The sequence below is a fragment of the Rhizobium sp. GCM10022189 genome, assembly GCF_042656325.1.
Classification (GTDB): Bacteria; Pseudomonadota; Alphaproteobacteria; order Rhizobiales; family Rhizobiaceae; genus Rhizobium.
In genome coordinates this window covers 1,439-16,984 of the sequence record NZ_JBHSOR010000046.1, presented here as the reverse complement: position 1 = coordinate 16,984, position 15,546 = coordinate 1,439, and the positions used below count along the sequence as shown (strand labels likewise).

At 63.0% G+C, this 15,546-nt stretch carries 17 protein-coding genes; 13 read left to right on the top strand and 4 right to left on the bottom strand.

What is annotated here, in order from left to right:
• Positions 1-43 precede the first annotated feature (43 nt).
• The 4 genes from ACFPWW_RS18250 to ACFPWW_RS18235 form a co-directional block, all read right to left on the bottom strand.
• The gene (locus ACFPWW_RS18250) at positions 44-571 is read right to left on the bottom strand and encodes a YcnI family protein (protein WP_112568863.1); all 528 of its coding nucleotides are present in this window, start codon (positions 569-571) and stop codon (positions 44-46) included.
• Between the two features lie 70 nt (positions 572-641).
• A complete protein-coding gene (locus tag ACFPWW_RS18245) occupies positions 642-1,094 on the bottom strand; it encodes a pseudoazurin (protein ID WP_112568861.1) in 453 nt (150 codons plus the stop codon).
• 223 nt (positions 1,095-1,317) lie between these two features.
• Positions 1,318-3,243, bottom strand: coding sequence for a hybrid sensor histidine kinase/response regulator (locus ACFPWW_RS18240; RefSeq protein ID WP_377312825.1), 1,926 nt, complete (start codon positions 3,241-3,243; stop codon positions 1,318-1,320).
• A gap of 17 nt (positions 3,244-3,260) precedes the next feature.
• Complete coding sequence (locus ACFPWW_RS18235) at positions 3,261-3,989, bottom strand: Crp/Fnr family transcriptional regulator (protein ID WP_377312823.1); 729 nt, start codon at positions 3,987-3,989, stop codon at positions 3,261-3,263.
• A gap of 233 nt (positions 3,990-4,222) precedes the next feature.
• Between ACFPWW_RS18235 and ccoN the strand changes: the two genes are divergently transcribed.
• From ccoN to ACFPWW_RS18170, 13 genes are all read left to right on the top strand, one after another.
• A complete protein-coding gene (gene ccoN / locus ACFPWW_RS18230; protein ID WP_112568855.1) occupies positions 4,223-5,845 on the top strand; it encodes a cytochrome-c oxidase, cbb3-type subunit I in 1,623 nt (540 codons plus the stop codon).
• Between the two features lie 8 nt (positions 5,846-5,853).
• Positions 5,854-6,588 carry a cytochrome-c oxidase, cbb3-type subunit II gene (gene ccoO / locus ACFPWW_RS18225; protein ID WP_112568853.1) on the top strand — a complete coding sequence of 245 codons (735 nt, stop codon included), beginning with the start codon at positions 5,854-5,856 and terminating at the stop codon, positions 6,586-6,588.
• Positions 6,589-6,596: 8 nt separating this feature from the next.
• A complete protein-coding gene (locus ACFPWW_RS18220) occupies positions 6,597-6,749 on the top strand; it encodes a cbb3-type cytochrome c oxidase subunit 3 (RefSeq protein WP_112568851.1) in 153 nt (50 codons plus the stop codon).
• 1 nt (position 6,750) lies between these two features.
• Positions 6,751-7,614, top strand: a complete 864-nt coding sequence (gene ccoP / locus ACFPWW_RS18215; RefSeq protein WP_112568849.1) for a cytochrome-c oxidase, cbb3-type subunit III — start codon at positions 6,751-6,753, stop codon at positions 7,612-7,614.
• A gap of 12 nt (positions 7,615-7,626) precedes the next feature.
• Positions 7,627-7,812 (top strand): hypothetical protein, encoded by a 186-nt coding sequence (locus ACFPWW_RS18210; RefSeq protein WP_112568847.1) that lies wholly within the window; start codon positions 7,627-7,629, stop codon positions 7,810-7,812.
• Positions 7,813-8,075: 263 nt separating this feature from the next.
• Complete coding sequence (gene ccoG / locus ACFPWW_RS18205) at positions 8,076-9,644, top strand: cytochrome c oxidase accessory protein CcoG (protein WP_377312820.1); 1,569 nt, start codon at positions 8,076-8,078, stop codon at positions 9,642-9,644.
• Positions 9,641-10,126, top strand: coding sequence for a FixH family protein (locus ACFPWW_RS18200; RefSeq protein WP_112568843.1), 486 nt, complete (start codon positions 9,641-9,643; stop codon positions 10,124-10,126). The genes ccoG and ACFPWW_RS18200 overlap by 4 nt, the downstream gene beginning before the upstream one ends.
• Positions 10,123-12,405, top strand: a complete 2,283-nt coding sequence (locus ACFPWW_RS18195; protein ID WP_377312819.1) for a cation-translocating P-type ATPase — start codon at positions 10,123-10,125, stop codon at positions 12,403-12,405. The genes ACFPWW_RS18200 and ACFPWW_RS18195 overlap by 4 nt, the downstream gene beginning before the upstream one ends.
• Entirely contained in the window at positions 12,402-12,560 is a 159-nt protein-coding gene (gene ccoS, locus ACFPWW_RS18190; RefSeq protein WP_112568839.1) for a cbb3-type cytochrome oxidase assembly protein CcoS, read from the top strand. The genes ACFPWW_RS18195 and ccoS overlap by 4 nt, the downstream gene beginning before the upstream one ends.
• A 22-nt stretch (positions 12,561-12,582) precedes the next feature.
• Positions 12,583-13,248, top strand: coding sequence for a Crp/Fnr family transcriptional regulator (locus ACFPWW_RS18185; protein WP_377312818.1), 666 nt, complete (start codon positions 12,583-12,585; stop codon positions 13,246-13,248).
• A 151-nt stretch (positions 13,249-13,399) separates the two neighbouring features.
• Complete coding sequence (locus ACFPWW_RS18180; protein WP_112758315.1) at positions 13,400-14,128, top strand: response regulator; 729 nt, start codon at positions 13,400-13,402, stop codon at positions 14,126-14,128.
• A gap of 63 nt (positions 14,129-14,191) precedes the next feature.
• Entirely contained in the window at positions 14,192-15,343 is a 1,152-nt protein-coding gene (gene ccmI, locus ACFPWW_RS18175; protein ID WP_377312817.1) for a c-type cytochrome biogenesis protein CcmI, read from the top strand.
• A partial coding sequence (locus ACFPWW_RS18170) for a cytochrome c maturation protein CcmE (RefSeq protein ID WP_377312816.1) occupies positions 15,340-15,546 on the top strand: 207 nt, incomplete at its 3' end. The genes ccmI and ACFPWW_RS18170, both read left to right, overlap by 4 nt.

Genomic DNA, 15,546 nt, shown 5'->3' with positions numbered 1-15,546 from the left:
CGTGCCATGGGCGATGACCTTCCGGGCTCGTCTCGGCCGCGCTTCAGGAATGGGGCTTGGCGACGACGTCGAAGAACGGCGCCGGGGTCTCGTAATCGTCGGAGGTCTTGCCGGCAGCAGGAATGTCGATCCAGCGCTCGACCGCGCCTTCGGCGCATTCCTGGACGACGGGAACATATATGCGTGTAGACGCAGGCAGTTCCTTGGCGACCGTGGCGCGAAATACGAATTCATCATATTCGTCGTCGGCAAGCGAGCCGCCCTGCCATACGATCTCGGTCACGCCTTCCTTGACCTGCTCTCCGTAGAGATCGTAGCTTTTTTCGAAGGGGCCGCGGATTTTTTCCAGCGTCCAGCCCGTCTTCGGCATGGGCTTGGCCGACAGCAGCCCTTCGGGGATCTTCACCCGGATCCTGACGGTCGCCTTGCCTTCGCAGCCGTGACCGACGCGCAGCACGGCCTTGTAAGCCTTGCCCGATACCGCCTCGGTCTGCTCGAGCGTGATGTGAGCCTGCGCCGATCCGGCAAGGCAAAGCATGCCTGCTGCGGCGAGCGCAAAGTGTCTGATCATGATATGTCTCCCGGTCCGCAGGTGGGGCGCAGGCCGCCGCCACCTGTGAGAACCTGTATGGTTGCGTGACTTACTGCGTCACCTGAGTGATCTGCGCGAGGGCTGCGTCAAGGCGCTTGCGCACCATGTTCGGAACCTTGGCGGTCTTGATGGCTTCGAGGTTGGTGGGATTGTCGCCGACCTGGATCAGCACGACCATGCCCATGCCGGCGTGCGGCGTGCATTTGATGACATAGGCGCCGGGGACGTCGAGCTTGGCCTGGAACTGTTCGCTGGGCTTGGACTTGAACTCGGCTGCCCCATCCGGAATAAGACCCTTGTAGGTCTCGGCATTGTGGCTCTTGTCGGTGGGCACGAAGGTAACGGTGTCGCCGGGTGCGACCTTGACGAATCCCGGCTCGAAAACCATTGCGCCGTCAGCGCCCTTGTTGAGCATCTGGATCTGATGGTCGGCCGCCATGAGCGGCGCTGTCGATGCCATCAGAACCGCCGCGGCAGCGATCAGTCCAAATTTCAGACGCATTGCATTTCTCCTATCGTTCGGGGCCGATCTTGGCCTCGGCCGCGGTTTTAGGGCATGCAGGCGGCTCACTCTTTGATGTCCGTCAAATTGGCTGCGCCTATTCGAGCGACAGGCGGCCCTCCCGGCCTGGCTTCGGCAACCGGAAAGACAGGCAGCCGGCCGCGGAACCTTCACAGGCTCCGGCAGGCGGCCGGATCGCAGGAATGATTGGGGAAGACCCGCGTCACCGGGCGTCGATGAGCTCACGCACTTTCAGGGCGAGGTCGCGTGCCGTATAGGGTTTGCGAAGCCATTGCGCGCCGGCGATGACGTCGTTTGCGGCCAGCGCGGGCTCTGAATAGCCTGACGTGAAGAGCACGGCGAGTTCGGGACGTTCGGCCCGGGCCGCCCGCGCCAGTTCGTCGCCTGTCATGCCGCCGGGCATGACGATGTCGGTGAACAGAAGCGCGACGTTGGGGTGTTCCTTGAGCAGTTCAAGCGCGCGCTTGCCGTTATCGGCCTCGATCACCGAATATCCCATCCCGGCCAGCCGGGCGACCGCAACCCTGCGGACGCGCGAATCGTCCTCGACCACGAGAATGTGTTCGTCGCCGCCCGGCAGAGCCGCTTCGCTCCTGCCGGTGACGCTCGCATCCCCCCTGGCGGAGGCGCTTGAAAGGGCCGGCAGATAGATGCGGATCGTCGAGCCGCGGCCGACCTCGCTATAGATCTGCAGGTGGCCGCCGGATTGCTTGACGAAGCCGTAGACCATGCTGAGACCCAGTCCGGTTCCGGACCCGACTTCCTTGGTGGTGAAGAAGGGCTCGATCGCGCGCTTCTTGACTTCTTCGGTCATGCCGTCTCCCGTGTCGCTCATGGAGACGAGCACGAAATTGCCGCTGCGCACTTCCGGATACATTTTCGCATAGTCCGCGTCGAGCTGGACGCGCGAGACCTCCGTGGTCAAGGTGCCGCCTTTCGGCATGGCGTCGCGCGCATTCAGGGCGATGTTGAGAATCGCATTCTGCAGCTGGGAACTGTCGACCAGAACGTTGAAATCAGACCCCGAAAGGACCGTCGACAATCGGATGTTTTCCCCGAGCGTCCGTCGCAGCAGGTCGGAAAAACCGGTGACGAGCTGGCCGAGATCGGCCTGCTTCGGGTTCAGCGGTTGGCGCCTTCCGAATGCCAGCAGCTGTCCCGTCAGCTTTGCGCCGTCGGCTGCGGCATCCTGGGCCTCCCGCAGCATGTCGCGCAGCGGGCCGGCCGGAAGCTTGTCCTCGATCATCTCCAGATTGCCGCTGATGACAGTGAGAAGATTGTTGAAATCGTGTGCCAGGCCGCCGGTCAGCTGCCCCACGGCTTCCATCTTCTGGGCCTGGCGAAGGTCCTCTTCGATCTTGAACTTGCTGGTCAGGTCGCGAACGAAACCGGTGAAGATCCGCTCGCCGTTCGCCGTCGCCTCGCCGACGTGCAGCTCCATCGGAAACTGGGTGCCGTCGGCGCGCTGCCCCGTCACCACGCGACCGTAGCCGATGATCCGCTTCTCGCCCGTCCGCATGTAATGGTCGATATATCCGTCATGGGCCGCACGATAAGGTTCGGGCATCAGCTTCTTGACGTTCTGGCCGCAGATCTCATCGAACGTGAAGCCGAAAAGCGCCTCGGCCGCCTTGCTGAACGACATGACGTGGCCGTTCTGGTCGATGACGATCATGGCGTCGGGCACCGTGTCGAGAATCGACGACAGGTGTGCCTCGCGCGCCCGCACGGCCTCTTCGGCCTTGCGCAGGGCGCTGACGTCGCTGTTCGTCTCGATGACGACGGGATCGCCGTCGGGAAGGTTGACGAGCACGCAGCGCGTTGCCACGTGCATGTCGCGTCCGTTCTTGTGACGGTGAATGACCTCGCCCTGCCAGAAGCCCCGCGTCGTCAAATGTGTGCGGACGGCCTCCATCGGCTCAGGAAAGCGGGTGTCGAGCAAGGCATAGACAGTCTCGCCGACGGCCTCTTCCCGGGTCCAGCCGTACATGTTCTCGCTGCCGATCGACCAATGGGTGATCGTGCCTTCGAGCCGGTGCACGATGATGTCGGCCCCATCAAGCACATGCACGAGCGCGTCCAGTTCCTGGGGCGATGCGATGCGCGGCGAGATCAGACGGTGAGGCATAGGCATTGGTTCCGCAATCAGTGGACGCTACCCCTATGGCAGGTTCTGTCTGAAAAATCATCCACATTGCCAGACAGCCGTGCCAGACGGGCCAGATTGACGATACGCAGATTGTGGCGGCCGTCCGGAGTGACGATTTTTCTCTGGGCGAGCTTGCTGATCGAGCGCGAAACGGTCTCGATGGTCAGGCCGAGATAGTCGGCGATGTCCTGCCGGCTCATCGGCACTTCGAGCAGCCCCTGGCGGACCGATTCGCTGTCGCGGGTCGCGAGCTTCATCAGAAAGCTGCAGAGGCGTTCCTCCGCATTCTTTCTGGAGAGCAGCACCAGCTGGTCGTGGGCCGACGCGGTCTCCCGGCAGAGCAGGCTGATATAGGCCGGCCGCAGAAGCTCGGAGCGTTCGACCTCCTCCTGGAACTGCTTGCGCGAGAGGCGGCGGATCTTGCAATCCGTGACGGCTTCGGCGGTAAACAGGAAATTGCCTTGCAGGAAGGAGCCGACGACATCGCCGGCGAAGTGAAAGGCGGTAATGACCCGGCGCCCGTCACCGATGATGCGATGAAGGCGCACGACGCCTTCAGTGATCTGGAACAGATGCCGTGCGGCATCGCCCTCCCAGCAGATCGCCTTTCCTGCCTCGACCGTTTCGCTCGCCGACATCTGGAAAAGCGCCGACAGGCAATTGCCCTGAACCGCCTTAGTGCCGAGATCGGCACTTTCGAATGCCTGGTGGCCTTGCATCAACATCCCAATGATCCCCGTGCCCTGATTGAACGTGAGGCCAATAGAAAGGCGTTCGGTCACAGCCGAATGAGCGGACGGTGCCAAAGAGTAAGACTCTGTAACAGTCTGTAACAACGGGCAAAGGCGAAGCTTTGTTGACCTGGATCAAGGAACGGGCGGGGCCTCCATGACAGTCGTTCCCCAAAGTACGAGAAAGGCGACCGCCCTGTGGTCGTCTGCGCACTGGGGACGTCATCATGAACTATACTGCGGAAACCATGGTGGTCGCCGTGGGAGCATTCCTGGCACTGCTTGGCGCTGCCTTCGCCCACGACCATCTATTTTCAATCCACATGGGGATATTGAGCCTCTGCCTTTTTGCCGGAACATTGCTTCTCGTCAGAAACGTGGATTTCTCACCGGCCGGCCGGCGGCCGAAAGCCGATCCGTCCGGCTATTTCGACGAAGTGATCCGCTACGGTCTGATCGCCACCGTGTTCTGGGGCGTCGTCGGCTTCCTCGTCGGCGTCGTCATTGCGGCGCAACTGGCGTTTCCCGATCTCAATTTCGCTCCCTACCTGAATTTCGGCAGGCTGCGGCCCGTCCACACGTCGGCGGTGATCTTCGCCTTCGGCGGCAACGCGCTGATCATGACGTCCTTCTACGTCGTCCAGCGCACCTGTCACGCGCGTCTCTTCGGCGGCAGCCTCCCCTGGTTCGTCTTCTGGGGCTACCAACTCTTCATCGTCATGGCGGCGACCGGCTATGTCCTCGGCATCAACCAGGCGCGCGAATATGCCGAGCCTGAATGGTATGTCGACCTGTGGCTGACGATCGTCTGGGTCGCCTATCTGCTGGTCTTCCTCGGTACCATCCTGAAGCGCAAGGAGCCGCATATCTATGTGGCGAACTGGTTCTATCTCGGCTTCATCGTGACGATCGCGATGTTGCACGTCGTCAACAATCTCGCCGTGCCGGTCTCCTTCCTCGGCTCGAAGAGCTACTCGCTGTTTTCGGGCGTCCAGGACGCCTTGACGCAGTGGTGGTACGGCCACAACGCCGTCGGCTTCTTCCTGACGGCCGGCTTCCTCGGCATGATGTATTATTTCGTGCCCAAGCAGGCCAACCGCCCGGTCTATTCCTACCGGCTGTCGATCATCCACTTCTGGGCGCTGATCTTCATGTATATCTGGGCCGGCCCGCATCACCTACACTATACGGCGCTGCCCGACTGGGCGCAGACGCTCGGCATGGTCTTCTCGGTCATGCTCTGGATGCCGTCCTGGGGCGGCATGATCAACGGCCTGATGACGCTCTCGGGCGCCTGGGACAAGATCCGCACCGACCCCATCATCCGCATGATGATCGTTGCCATCGCCTTTTACGGCATGTCGACCTTCGAAGGCCCGATGATGTCGGTCAAGACGGTGAACTCGCTCAGCCACTACACCGAATGGACCATCGGTCACGTGCATTCGGGCGCGCTTGGCTGGGTCGGCATGATCACGTTCGGCGCGATCTACTACATGACGCCGAAGCTCTGGGGCCGCGAACGCCTCTACAGCCTGCGCATGGTCAACTGGCACTTCTGGCTCGCGACGCTCGGCATCGTCGTCTACGCGGCGGTCCTGTGGGTCGCCGGCATCCAGCAGGGCCTGATGTGGCGGGAATACAATTCCCAGGGCTTCCTCGTCTATTCCTTCGCCGAAACAGTGTCTGCGATGTTCCCCTATTACGTGCTGCGCACGCTTGGCGGCGGCCTTTACCTCGCCGGCGGCATCGTGATGGCCTGGAACGTCTTCATGACCATTCGCGGCCATCTGCGTGACGAAGCCGCAATTCCTTCTGCCTATGTGCCGCGCGCACAGGCTGCCGAGTGAGGTGACACATGGCATCAATCCTGGACAAACATCAGATCCTCGAGAAAAACGCGACCCTGCTTCTGGTCGGTTCGCTGCTCGTGGTCAGCATCGGCGGCATCGTCGAAATCGCGCCGCTCTTCTATCTGCAGAATACGATCGAGAAGGTCGAGGGCATGCGTCCCTATACGCCGCTCGAGCTTGCGGGCCGCAATATCTACATCCGCGAGGGCTGCTATCTCTGCCACAGCCAGATGATCAGGCCCTTCCGGGACGAGGTGGAGCGCTACGGCCATTATTCGCTGGCCGCCGAATCCATGTACGACCATCCCTTCCAATGGGGCTCGAAGCGCACCGGTCCGGATCTGGCGCGTGTGGGCGGCCGTTATTCCAACGAATGGCATGTCCAGCACCTGTCCGACCCGAGAGCGGTCGTGCCGGAATCCATCATGCCGAGCTACGCCTTCCTCAAGGAACACGAAGTGACCGTCAAGGACGTCGGCATGGACCTCAGGGCGAATGTGGATGTCGGCGTGCCCTATAGCGACGACATGATCGCCAACGCGGAAGCGGACATGAAGGTGCAGGCCGACCCGAACGCCGATACGACCGCGCTTCTCGAGCGATATCCCAAGGCCAAGGTCGGCGACTTCGACGGCGATCCGTCGAAGCTCACCGAGATGGACGCCCTCGTGGCCTATCTGCAGATGCTCGGCACGCTTGTCGACTTCTCGACCTACGACGATGCCACCGGCTACCGATGAGGTGAAACATGGAAACCTACACCGCAATGCGGCACTTCGCCGACAGCTGGGGCCTCCTGGCGATGACGGCCTTCTTCATCGGAGCGGTCCTCTTCACGCTGAGGCCGGGCGGCAAGCAGGCCGCCAAGGACGCGGCCAATATTCCCTTGAAGGACGATTGAGATGTCGGAAAAACATATAGACGAAATCAGCGGCGTCGAGACGACCGGCCATGAATGGGACGGCATCCGGGAACTGAACAATCCAATGCCCCGGTGGTGGGTGTGGACCTTCTACGCGACGATCCTCTGGGCGATCGGCTATGCCATCGCCTATCCGGCCATACCGATGATCACATCGGCGACCAAGGGTTATTTCGGCTTTTCCAGCCGTGCCGAACTGCAGCAGGACCTGGATCTCGCCAAGGCGTCGCAGACGAAGTTCCATGACATGATCGCCGCCAAGACCGTGCAGGAAATCGACGCCGATCCGGCGCTTCGCGAATTCGCGATCGCCGGCGGTGCCTCCGCCTTCAAGGTCAATTGCGCTCCCTGCCACGGTTCGGGCGCGAGCGGCGGACCCGGTTTTCCCAATCTCAACGACGACGACTGGCTCTGGGGCGGTGATCTCGATTCCATCCAGACGACAATCGCCCACGGCATCCGTTTCGACAACGACGCGGACACGCACGTCTCCGAAATGCCGGCCTTCGCCGACATGCTGGACAAGGATCAGATCCGCCAGGTCGCAGCCTATGTCTGGAGCCTGACGAACAAACCGTCGGACGAAACCCTCGTCGAGCCCGGCAAGCAGGTGTTCCTCGACAATTGCGCCGCCTGTCACGGCGAGGATGCCAGGGGCAAGCCGGACATGGGTGCGCCTGATCTTGCCGATGCCATCTGGCTGAAGGCTAAAGGCGAGGACGCCATCATCCGCCAGGTTGCGGCTCCCAAACATGGCGTCATGCCGGCCTGGTCTGCGCGCCTCGGAGAGACGACGGTCAAGGAACTCACCGTCTTCGTGCACTCGCTCGGCGGCGGCCAATGAGGAGAAGGCAGGATGACGAACCATGACCACAATGCGCTCCTTGCACTTTACGGCACCCCGCGGGCGGTGATCCGCTCGCGCGTGTCGATACGCGCGAGGTTCACCCCGCCGGCCTGCGAGCAGGAAGATCCGGCAAGGATCGGCAGTTCGATCGTAAGTTTGATCTGCCTCAAAGATCACAATCCGACCAGCCGCTAGACCAGCAAGCGAGGACGTCCCAGCGGCTTCTCCCCGTTGTCCTCCAGGACCGCGCCCACCTCTCTGGGCGCGGTCCCCTTTCTTTGACCAAGCGCAAAGAACGATCCGGCGCGATCACCTATGCCTGTCGATTGCCCGGCTCTTTCAGGGCTGCATTTCCTGCCCGGGCAGGGCTTTCTCCGTACGCGCCGCGTTCTTGATATGAATCAAGGATTGCGCGCGCGAAACGGGAGAGAAGGGCAGTCGCAATTCGGAACAGGCCCATGAATCTCTACACAGCACCCGATCCCAAATCCGTGGAACGTGTCAACGCGGAGCCGGTCAACGCCCGCCGCAACCGCCAGCCGCTTTATGCGGCGCGCAAGAAGGTCTTCCCCAAGCGCGTTCAGGGACGTTTTCGCCGGTTCAAGTGGATCGTGATGCTGGTCACGCTGGCAATCTATTATCTGGCGCCCTGGATCCGCTGGGATCGCGGCCCCTTTGCGCCCGACCAGGCGATCCTGGTCGATCTGTCGTCGCGCCGCTTCTTTTTCTTCTTCATCGAGATCTGGCCGCAGGAATTCTACTATGTCGCCGGATTGCTGGTCATGGCGGGGTTCGGGCTGTTTCTGGTGACATCGGCGGTCGGCCGCGCCTGGTGCGGTTATGCCTGTCCGCAGACCGTATGGGTCGATCTCTTTCTCGTCGTCGAGCGCGCCATCGAAGGCGACCGTAACGCCCGAATGAAACTCGACGCCGGGCCGTGGACCTTCGACAAGCTCGGTAAACGCCTGCTCAAGCATTCCACCTGGCTCGTCATCGGTGTTCTGACCGGCGGCGCATGGGTGTTCTATTTCGCCGATGCGCCGACCCTTGCCAAAGGGCTTTTCACAGCTGGGGCTCCGGCCGTCGCCTACGCCACGGTCGCCATTCTGACATCGACAACCTACGTTTTCGGCGGGCTGCTGCGCGAACAGGTCTGCACCTACATGTGCCCCTGGCCGCGCATTCAGGGCGCCATGCTTGATGAAAACTCCCTCGTCGTAACCTATAACGACTGGCGCGGCGAGCAACGCTCGCGCCATGCCAAGAGGGCGCAGGCGGAGGGGCAGGCTGTCGGCGATTGCGTCGACTGCAACGCCTGCGTCGCGGTCTGTCCGATGGGCATCGATATCCGCGACGGGCAGCAGATGGAATGCATCACCTGCGCGCTGTGCATCGATGCCTGCGACAATGTCATGGACAAGATCGGCAAGCCGCGCGGCCTGATCGCCTATGCGACGCTCAGCGAATATGCCAGCAACATGAATATCGCCACCGATGAGGGCAGGACGCCCGTCCAGCCGGCACGCGTCAGAAATCCGGACGGTTCCTTCGTCGACGGCATTCGCCATTTCAACTGGCGCATCATCTTCCGGCCGCGCGTCGTCTTCTACGCGGTCGTCTGGACCGGCATCGGCATTGCCATGCTGGTGCATCTGTCGATGCGCGAGAGACTGGAGCTCAATGTCGTCCATGACCGCAACCCGCAATATGTGCTGGAAAGCGACGGATCGATCCGCAACGGATATACGCTGCGTGTGCTCAACATGGTTCCGTCGCCGCGCACGATCGAACTGACCCTGTCGGGCATCGATGGTGCGACGATGCGGATCCCCGAACTCGGCAAGGAGGAGGGACGTCGGTTCCTGATCGACGCCGCCCCCGATGCGGCCACGACGCTCAAGGTCTTCGTCACCCGCAAACCGACGGGCGATGCCGTCAACGAATTCCTCTTTTCGATCGAAGATGCCGGCCATGCCGACCGCGCGACCTATCGGGCCGCATTCAACGCCCCAGGAGAAGCCAGATGAGCACCCGCACGCAAGGATTTACCGGCACGCACATGCTGCTTGTGACCTGTGCCTTCTTCGGCGTTGTCATCGCCGTCAACTTTACGATGGCATGGTACGCCTCGTCGAGCTGGAGTGGGCTGGTGGTCGAAAACACCTATGTCGCCAGCCAGGAGTTCAACGAAAAGGCCGCCGCCATGAAGGCGATGGCCGCTTCGGGGATCGCCGGCAGGCTCTCGCTGAAGAGCAACGAAATCCATTACGATATCCGCAACAGGGACGGTTCGCCGGCCGATGTCGATGACGTTGTCGCCAACTTCAAGCGGCCTGTCGGCGATCACGAGGATTTTCACGTCGCCCTGACCAAGCTCTCGCCAGGACGGTTCGAGGCCGAGCACGCAATCGCCACGGGGGACTGGATCGTCGAAGTGACCTCGCGCCGCGGCGGCAAAATCGTCATGCACGAGGCCGTGCGCATCGATACGGCGGAGTTTGGCCAATGACCTGCTGCACCATGAATGCCGACGGCGTCCTTGCAATGAGCACGACCGCCTTCAGCGCCGAGGAGATCGGACTTGCCAGCCACGCGCTCGGCGGCGGGCTTCGCCAGCTCGATCTCAGCGTGCCAGACGTCCATTGCGGCGCCTGCATATCGACCATCGAACGGGCTTTGTCCGCTTTGCCCTATGTGCGCAGGGCTAGGGTGAACCTCACCTCCAGGCGCGTGACTTGCGTCTATGCCGAGCAGATGGACGACAGGACGGTCGATCCTACCGGCATTACGGCCGCCATCAGCGCGACCGGCTACAGGGTTCATCTCTTCGCGCCGCTTGCGCCGGAAAGCGACAAGACGCGCAATCAGCTTCTCCTTGCCGTCGGGGTTGCGGGTTTCGCCGCGGCCAACATCATGCTGCTGTCCGTGTCGGTCTGGTCCGGCGCGGATGCCGCCACGCGCGACATGTTCCACTGGATCTCGGCGATGATCGCCGCGCCGGCGCTCGTTTACTCCGGCCGGTTCTTCTTCCGCTCGGCCTGGAACGCGTTGAAGCGCGGGCGCACGAACATGGACGTGCCGATTTCGCTTGCCGTGACGCTCTCCTATGCCGTTTCGCTCTGGGAGACGATGCATCATGGCGAGCACGCCTGGTTCGACGCGACCGTATCGCTGCTGTTCTTCCTGCTGATCGGGCGAACCCTCGACCATGTCATGCGCGAAAAGGCGCGGGCGGCAATCAACGGGCTGGCGCGGCTTGCCCCGCGCGGGGCGTTGGTCGTGGCAGCCGACGGTTCGAGGCGTTACGTGGCGGTCGAAGAGATCGCCGTCGGCGACGAGATTGCCGTCGCGGCCGGCGACCGCATCCCGGTCGACGGTATCGTCGCCAGCGGCGAGAGCGATCTCGACCTGTCGATCGTCACAGGCGAGAGCAGCCCGGTGGCCGTCGGCCCCGGCGCGGAAATCCATTCCGGCGCGATGAACCTGACAGGCTCGCTTACCGTGCGTGCGACCCGGCTTGCACGTAACTCGCTGCTTGCCGAGATCATCGGCCTGATGGAGGCCGCGGAAGGCGGACGCGCACGTTACCGGCGGATCGCCGACAGGGCCGCGGCGCTCTATTCGCCGGCCGTGCACCTGCTCGCTCTGGTGTCGTTTCTGGCCTGGGGGATCATCGGCGGAGACTGGAAGCAGGCGATGCTCGTCGGCGTTGCCGTGCTCATCATCACCTGCCCATGCGCTCTCGGGCTGGCGGTCCCGGTCGTACAGGTCGTCGCAGCCGGCGAGCTCTTCCGCCGCGGCGTGATGGTCAAGGACGGTTCGGCGCTCGAGCGGCTGGCCGAGGTCGATACCGTCGCCTTCGACAAGACGGGTACGCTGACGCTCGGGCGCCCGAGGCTCGTAAGGACCGAGACCGACGAGGCGAGGAACATCGCGATTGCTGCGGGACTTGCCCAGCATTCCAGGCATCCGCTCTCGCAGGCGCTTGCCCGCCAGGCCGCCGCGGCGGAACAATTCGAGCGTGTCGCGGAGATCGCAGGCGGCGGTCTCGAAACTGTGCGCGGGGATGTCGTCTACAGGCTCGGAAATGCCTCCTTCGCCTGCGGTGCGGACGAGGTGGCGGTGTCCGGCGGTGGGCTTTCCGAAGTCGTGCTTTCGGCAAACGGGGCAGCAATGGCGCGCTTCTTCTTCGAGGATACGCTTCGGCCGGGCGCCGGCGAGGCGGTGGCCGATCTGGAGTCGGCCGGTTTCCGGACGATGATCTTTTCGGGCGACCGCCAATCCGTCGTCGAAAGCACGGCGGGCATCCTTGGCGTCGATCGCGCTCTGGGTGCGCTCACCCCGAAGCAGAAGGTGGAAGCTTGCGAAACCCTCCGGGAGCAGGGGCGCCGCGTGCTGATGGTCGGCGACGGCATCAATGACGCGCCGGCACTGGCCGCGGCCCATGTTTCGATGGCGCCGTCCAGCGCGTCCGATATCGGGCGGCAGGCGGCCGACCTCGTCTTCTTCAACGAGAGGCTTGACGCAGTGCCCGACGCGATCCGGATCGCCAGGCGTTCGGCTGCGCTCATCCGGCAAAATTTCGCGCTCGCGATCGGCTACAACGTCCTGGCGGTGCCGATCGCGATCGCCGGCCTTGCGACGCCGCTGATCGCCGCCGTGGCGATGTCCACGTCGTCGATCATCGTCGTCACCAATGCCCTGCGTCTCAACAGTATTGCAGGGCGAAACGCCGCCCTGCCGCTGTCGCGGATGCCTGTTGGCAAGCAGGAGGCGGAAGCCGCATGAACATGCTCGTCTATCTGATCCCGATCGCGCTTTTCATGGGCGGCCTTGGGCTGGCGGCGTTCCTCTGGTCCCTCAAAAGCGGCCAGTACGACGATCTGGAGGGTGCCTCCTGGCGCGTGATTGCCGACGATGATTCCGATCCGACCGCCCGATGACGGCATCAGCCGGAACAGACCGATGCTCTCCAACAACGAAAAGCTGCTGCAATCGGATATGTTTCGCGGGCTGAGCGACGATGCGGCAAGACGGCTCGTATCCCTCGGACGGCGGCGCATATGCGTCTCCGGCGAGGAGATCCTGGCGCAGGGCGGGCCCGGCGTCCACGTCGTCTATGTGGCAAGTGGCGTGGTGAGGCTGACACGGACGGAATCGAGCGGACGTGACGCCGATATCCGTGTCTGCGAGCCGGGCGACTTCATCGCCGAATATGTGATCTCGCTTGGCGGCAGCTATGCGCACGACGCGTGTGCCGGTGCCTTGAGCGAACTCGTATTCTTCGAGGCTGCGGCATTGCGGGTCCTTGCCGACGAATGCCCTCAGTTCCAGCGCAACCTGTTGAAAATATCGGCGCGCCACCTGCTCGAAGCCTTCGACGGCATCGCCGGCGACCGTCTGCATACCGCAGTTCAGCGCGTGGCGAATTTCCTCTTGCATCATTGCCCGGACGCGGCTCTCCAGGCGACGATCCACCTGCCGTACAAGAAGCAGATTCTGGCCGGAAAACTCGGGCTTGGACCGGAAGCCCTGTCCCGGGCGTTTGCGGCCCTCGCGCGATGCGGTGTGGACGTGAAGGGTCGAACGGTCCGCATCGAAAACGTCATGCTGTTGCGCCAGGTCTGCTAGCAGAAATCCGGGGAAGTTGCCCGGACGCTGCCAGGGGGCCGGTCGTCACCAGCTTTCTTTGGGAACTGTCGCATATGGCGCCGAGAACGGTGGCACCGGTCGAATTCCTGCGCTATCTGGTTGGCAAGTCGAAACAAGATCGAAGAGGACCATGGAACCGGACCGTATTCTGGTGGTCGATGATGACGCGCGGATCCGGCAGATGCTGGTGCGTTACTTCGAAGACAACGGATTTAAGGTGAACGCGGTTGCAAACGGTGCAGCAATGCGTTCCGAACTTGCCAAGAGTTCTTACGCGGCAATTTTTCTCGATCTGGTGCTCCCGAACGGCGAGAATGGTCTGGAATTGCTTCGGGAGCTTCGAAGCACATCCGACGTCCCGGTTCTCATGCTGACCGGTCAGGATGACGTCACGGACAAGGTCGTCGGTCTCGAGGTCGGCGCCGATGACTATATTGCCAAGCCCTTTCATCTGAGGGAATTGCTGGCCCGCCTCAGAACAATTCTGCGGCGCCGCACAGCCTCGGATGCGACCCGCGCCACCAACGGACAGGACGAAACGCTCGCCTTCGAGGGCTGGTCCCTCGACGTGTCGCGGCGGCGGCTGACCTCGCCCCAGGGCGATGACGTTGCCTTGACGACCGGCGAGTTCGACATGCTGCTGGTCTTCGTGCGCAATCCGGGCCGGGTTCTTTCGCGCGAAACCCTGATGGACCTGACGAGAAACCGCAGTCTCGAAGCCTTCGACCGCGCAATCGATGCCCAGATCGTCCGCCTGCGCAAGAAGATCGAGAATGATCCAAAGAGCCCGGATCTCATCCAGTCGGTGCGCGGCGTCGGTTATGTTTTCACGGGCCGGCCGGGGCGAACACCGAGATAATTGATCCTCGTCAATGTCCGGCCGCCTGCTCGGGCTATGAGTTGAGCCATTATGGCTGCAACAATGACGATCTGGATTCTTTTCGCGGTGATGACGACCGCAGCGACTGCCGTCCTGCTTCATCCGCTTTCGACGAGCACCCGGAAGGCAGCGGTTGCCAAGGAAGATGCCGACAAGGTCTATCGCGACCAGCTTTTCGAACTCAACGAGGATATCGCCGCCGGGCGGATCTCGCCGGACGAATACGAACTGGCCAGGGCGGAAACGGCGCGGCGCCTGTTCAAGGCGGCGGACAAGCGCCGGCCGGCGCAAACCGTGCAGCGCCCCGGCAGATGGCTGAAACATGCGATTGCCGCGTTCCTGCCCTTGCTCGCTATCGCCCTTTACGTCTCGCTCGGTTCCCCCGAGCTTCCCTCGCGCCCGTTGGCGGCGAGGCTGGCGGAGCCGGGTCAGGATCTTCCAATCCTCGTCAAGAAGATGGAGGATCACCTGGCGGCCCGTCCCGCTGACGGGCGGGGGTGGGAGGTTATCGCTCCGGTCTACCTCAAGATGGGCAGGTTCGATGACGCGGCGAAGGCCTATCGAACCGCGCTTCGTCTAAACGGAGCCAGTGTCTCCCGCCTCGAGGGGCTGTCGGAAGCGCTCATGGCTACCTCAAACGGTGCGGTGACGAGCGAAGCGCTTGATGAACTCAAGCAGATCCTCGCCCTCGAACCCGACAACCCGCGCGCCCGCTTTTACATTGCCTTGAGCCTGGAGCAGGCGGGACAGGCGGAGGCGGCACGCGGCGCCTTCGAGGCGCTGGCGAAGCAGTCGCCGGCCGACGCGCCCTGGCTGGCGCTGGTCAACGAACATATCGCCCGGAACGGCGGCACGGCGTCTGCGCCTGTCGCCCCGCCGGCCGCCGGCTCCGCCGCGCCGGATGGCCCGACGGCCGAGGACGTGGCGGCGGCCGGGACGATGAGCAGCGGCGAGCGCCAGCAGATGATCCGCGGCATGGTGGAAAGCCTCGACGCCAGACTGAGCGCCGATCCCGACAATTTCGAGGGCTGGAAGCGCCTTCTCCGCTCTTACGCCGTATTGAACGACAAGGATCGCGCAGCAGGCGCGCTGAAGCGCGGCCTGGCCGCCTTCCCGGCCTCCGGGAACGAGGGCCGGCAATTGCTGGCGCTCGCCAGGGAACTCGGCATCGCCACGGAGGGGTTGACGGAATGACGCGCAAGCAGAAACGCCTGGCGGTGATTGCCGGCGGCATGGGCTTCATCGCCGCCGCCGTGCTGCTCGTGCTGTTCGCCTTCAGCCAGTCGGTCGCCTATTTCTACATGCCGGGCGATCTCGCCGGCAACCCGGTCGCACCCGGCACCCGCATCCGCCTCGGCGGGCTGGTGGGCGCCGGCAGCGTGCTGCGCGGCGAGGGC

Bases quoted from the DNA above. Each gene is read 5' to 3' on its own strand.
- ACFPWW_RS18250 (WP_112568863.1), bottom strand. From the start codon at position 571: ATGATCAGACACTTTGCGCTCGCCGCAGCAGGCATGCTTTGCCTTGCC.
- ACFPWW_RS18245 (WP_112568861.1), bottom strand. From the start codon at position 1,094: ATGCGTCTGAAATTTGGACTGATCGCTGCCGCGGCGGTTCTGATGGCA.
- ACFPWW_RS18240 (WP_377312825.1), bottom strand. From the start codon at position 3,243: ATGCCTCACCGTCTGATCTCGCCGCGCATCGCATCGCCCCAGGAACTG.
- ACFPWW_RS18235 (WP_377312823.1), bottom strand. From the start codon at position 3,989: ATGTTGATGCAAGGCCACCAGGCATTCGAAAGTGCCGATCTCGGCACT.
- ccoN (WP_112568855.1), top strand. From the start codon at position 4,223: ATGAACTATACTGCGGAAACCATGGTGGTCGCCGTGGGAGCATTCCTG.
- ccoO (WP_112568853.1), top strand. From the start codon at position 5,854: ATGGCATCAATCCTGGACAAACATCAGATCCTCGAGAAAAACGCGACC.
- ACFPWW_RS18220 (WP_112568851.1), top strand. From the start codon at position 6,597: ATGGAAACCTACACCGCAATGCGGCACTTCGCCGACAGCTGGGGCCTC.
- ccoP (WP_112568849.1), top strand. From the start codon at position 6,751: ATGTCGGAAAAACATATAGACGAAATCAGCGGCGTCGAGACGACCGGC.
- ACFPWW_RS18210 (WP_112568847.1), top strand. From the start codon at position 7,627: ATGACGAACCATGACCACAATGCGCTCCTTGCACTTTACGGCACCCCG.
- ccoG (WP_377312820.1), top strand. From the start codon at position 8,076: ATGAATCTCTACACAGCACCCGATCCCAAATCCGTGGAACGTGTCAAC.
- ACFPWW_RS18200 (WP_112568843.1), top strand. From the start codon at position 9,641: ATGAGCACCCGCACGCAAGGATTTACCGGCACGCACATGCTGCTTGTG.
- ACFPWW_RS18195 (WP_377312819.1), top strand. From the start codon at position 10,123: ATGACCTGCTGCACCATGAATGCCGACGGCGTCCTTGCAATGAGCACG.
- ccoS (WP_112568839.1), top strand. From the start codon at position 12,402: ATGAACATGCTCGTCTATCTGATCCCGATCGCGCTTTTCATGGGCGGC.
- ACFPWW_RS18185 (WP_377312818.1), top strand. From the start codon at position 12,583: ATGCTCTCCAACAACGAAAAGCTGCTGCAATCGGATATGTTTCGCGGG.
- ACFPWW_RS18180 (WP_112758315.1), top strand. From the start codon at position 13,400: ATGGAACCGGACCGTATTCTGGTGGTCGATGATGACGCGCGGATCCGG.
- ccmI (WP_377312817.1), top strand. From the start codon at position 14,192: ATGACGATCTGGATTCTTTTCGCGGTGATGACGACCGCAGCGACTGCC.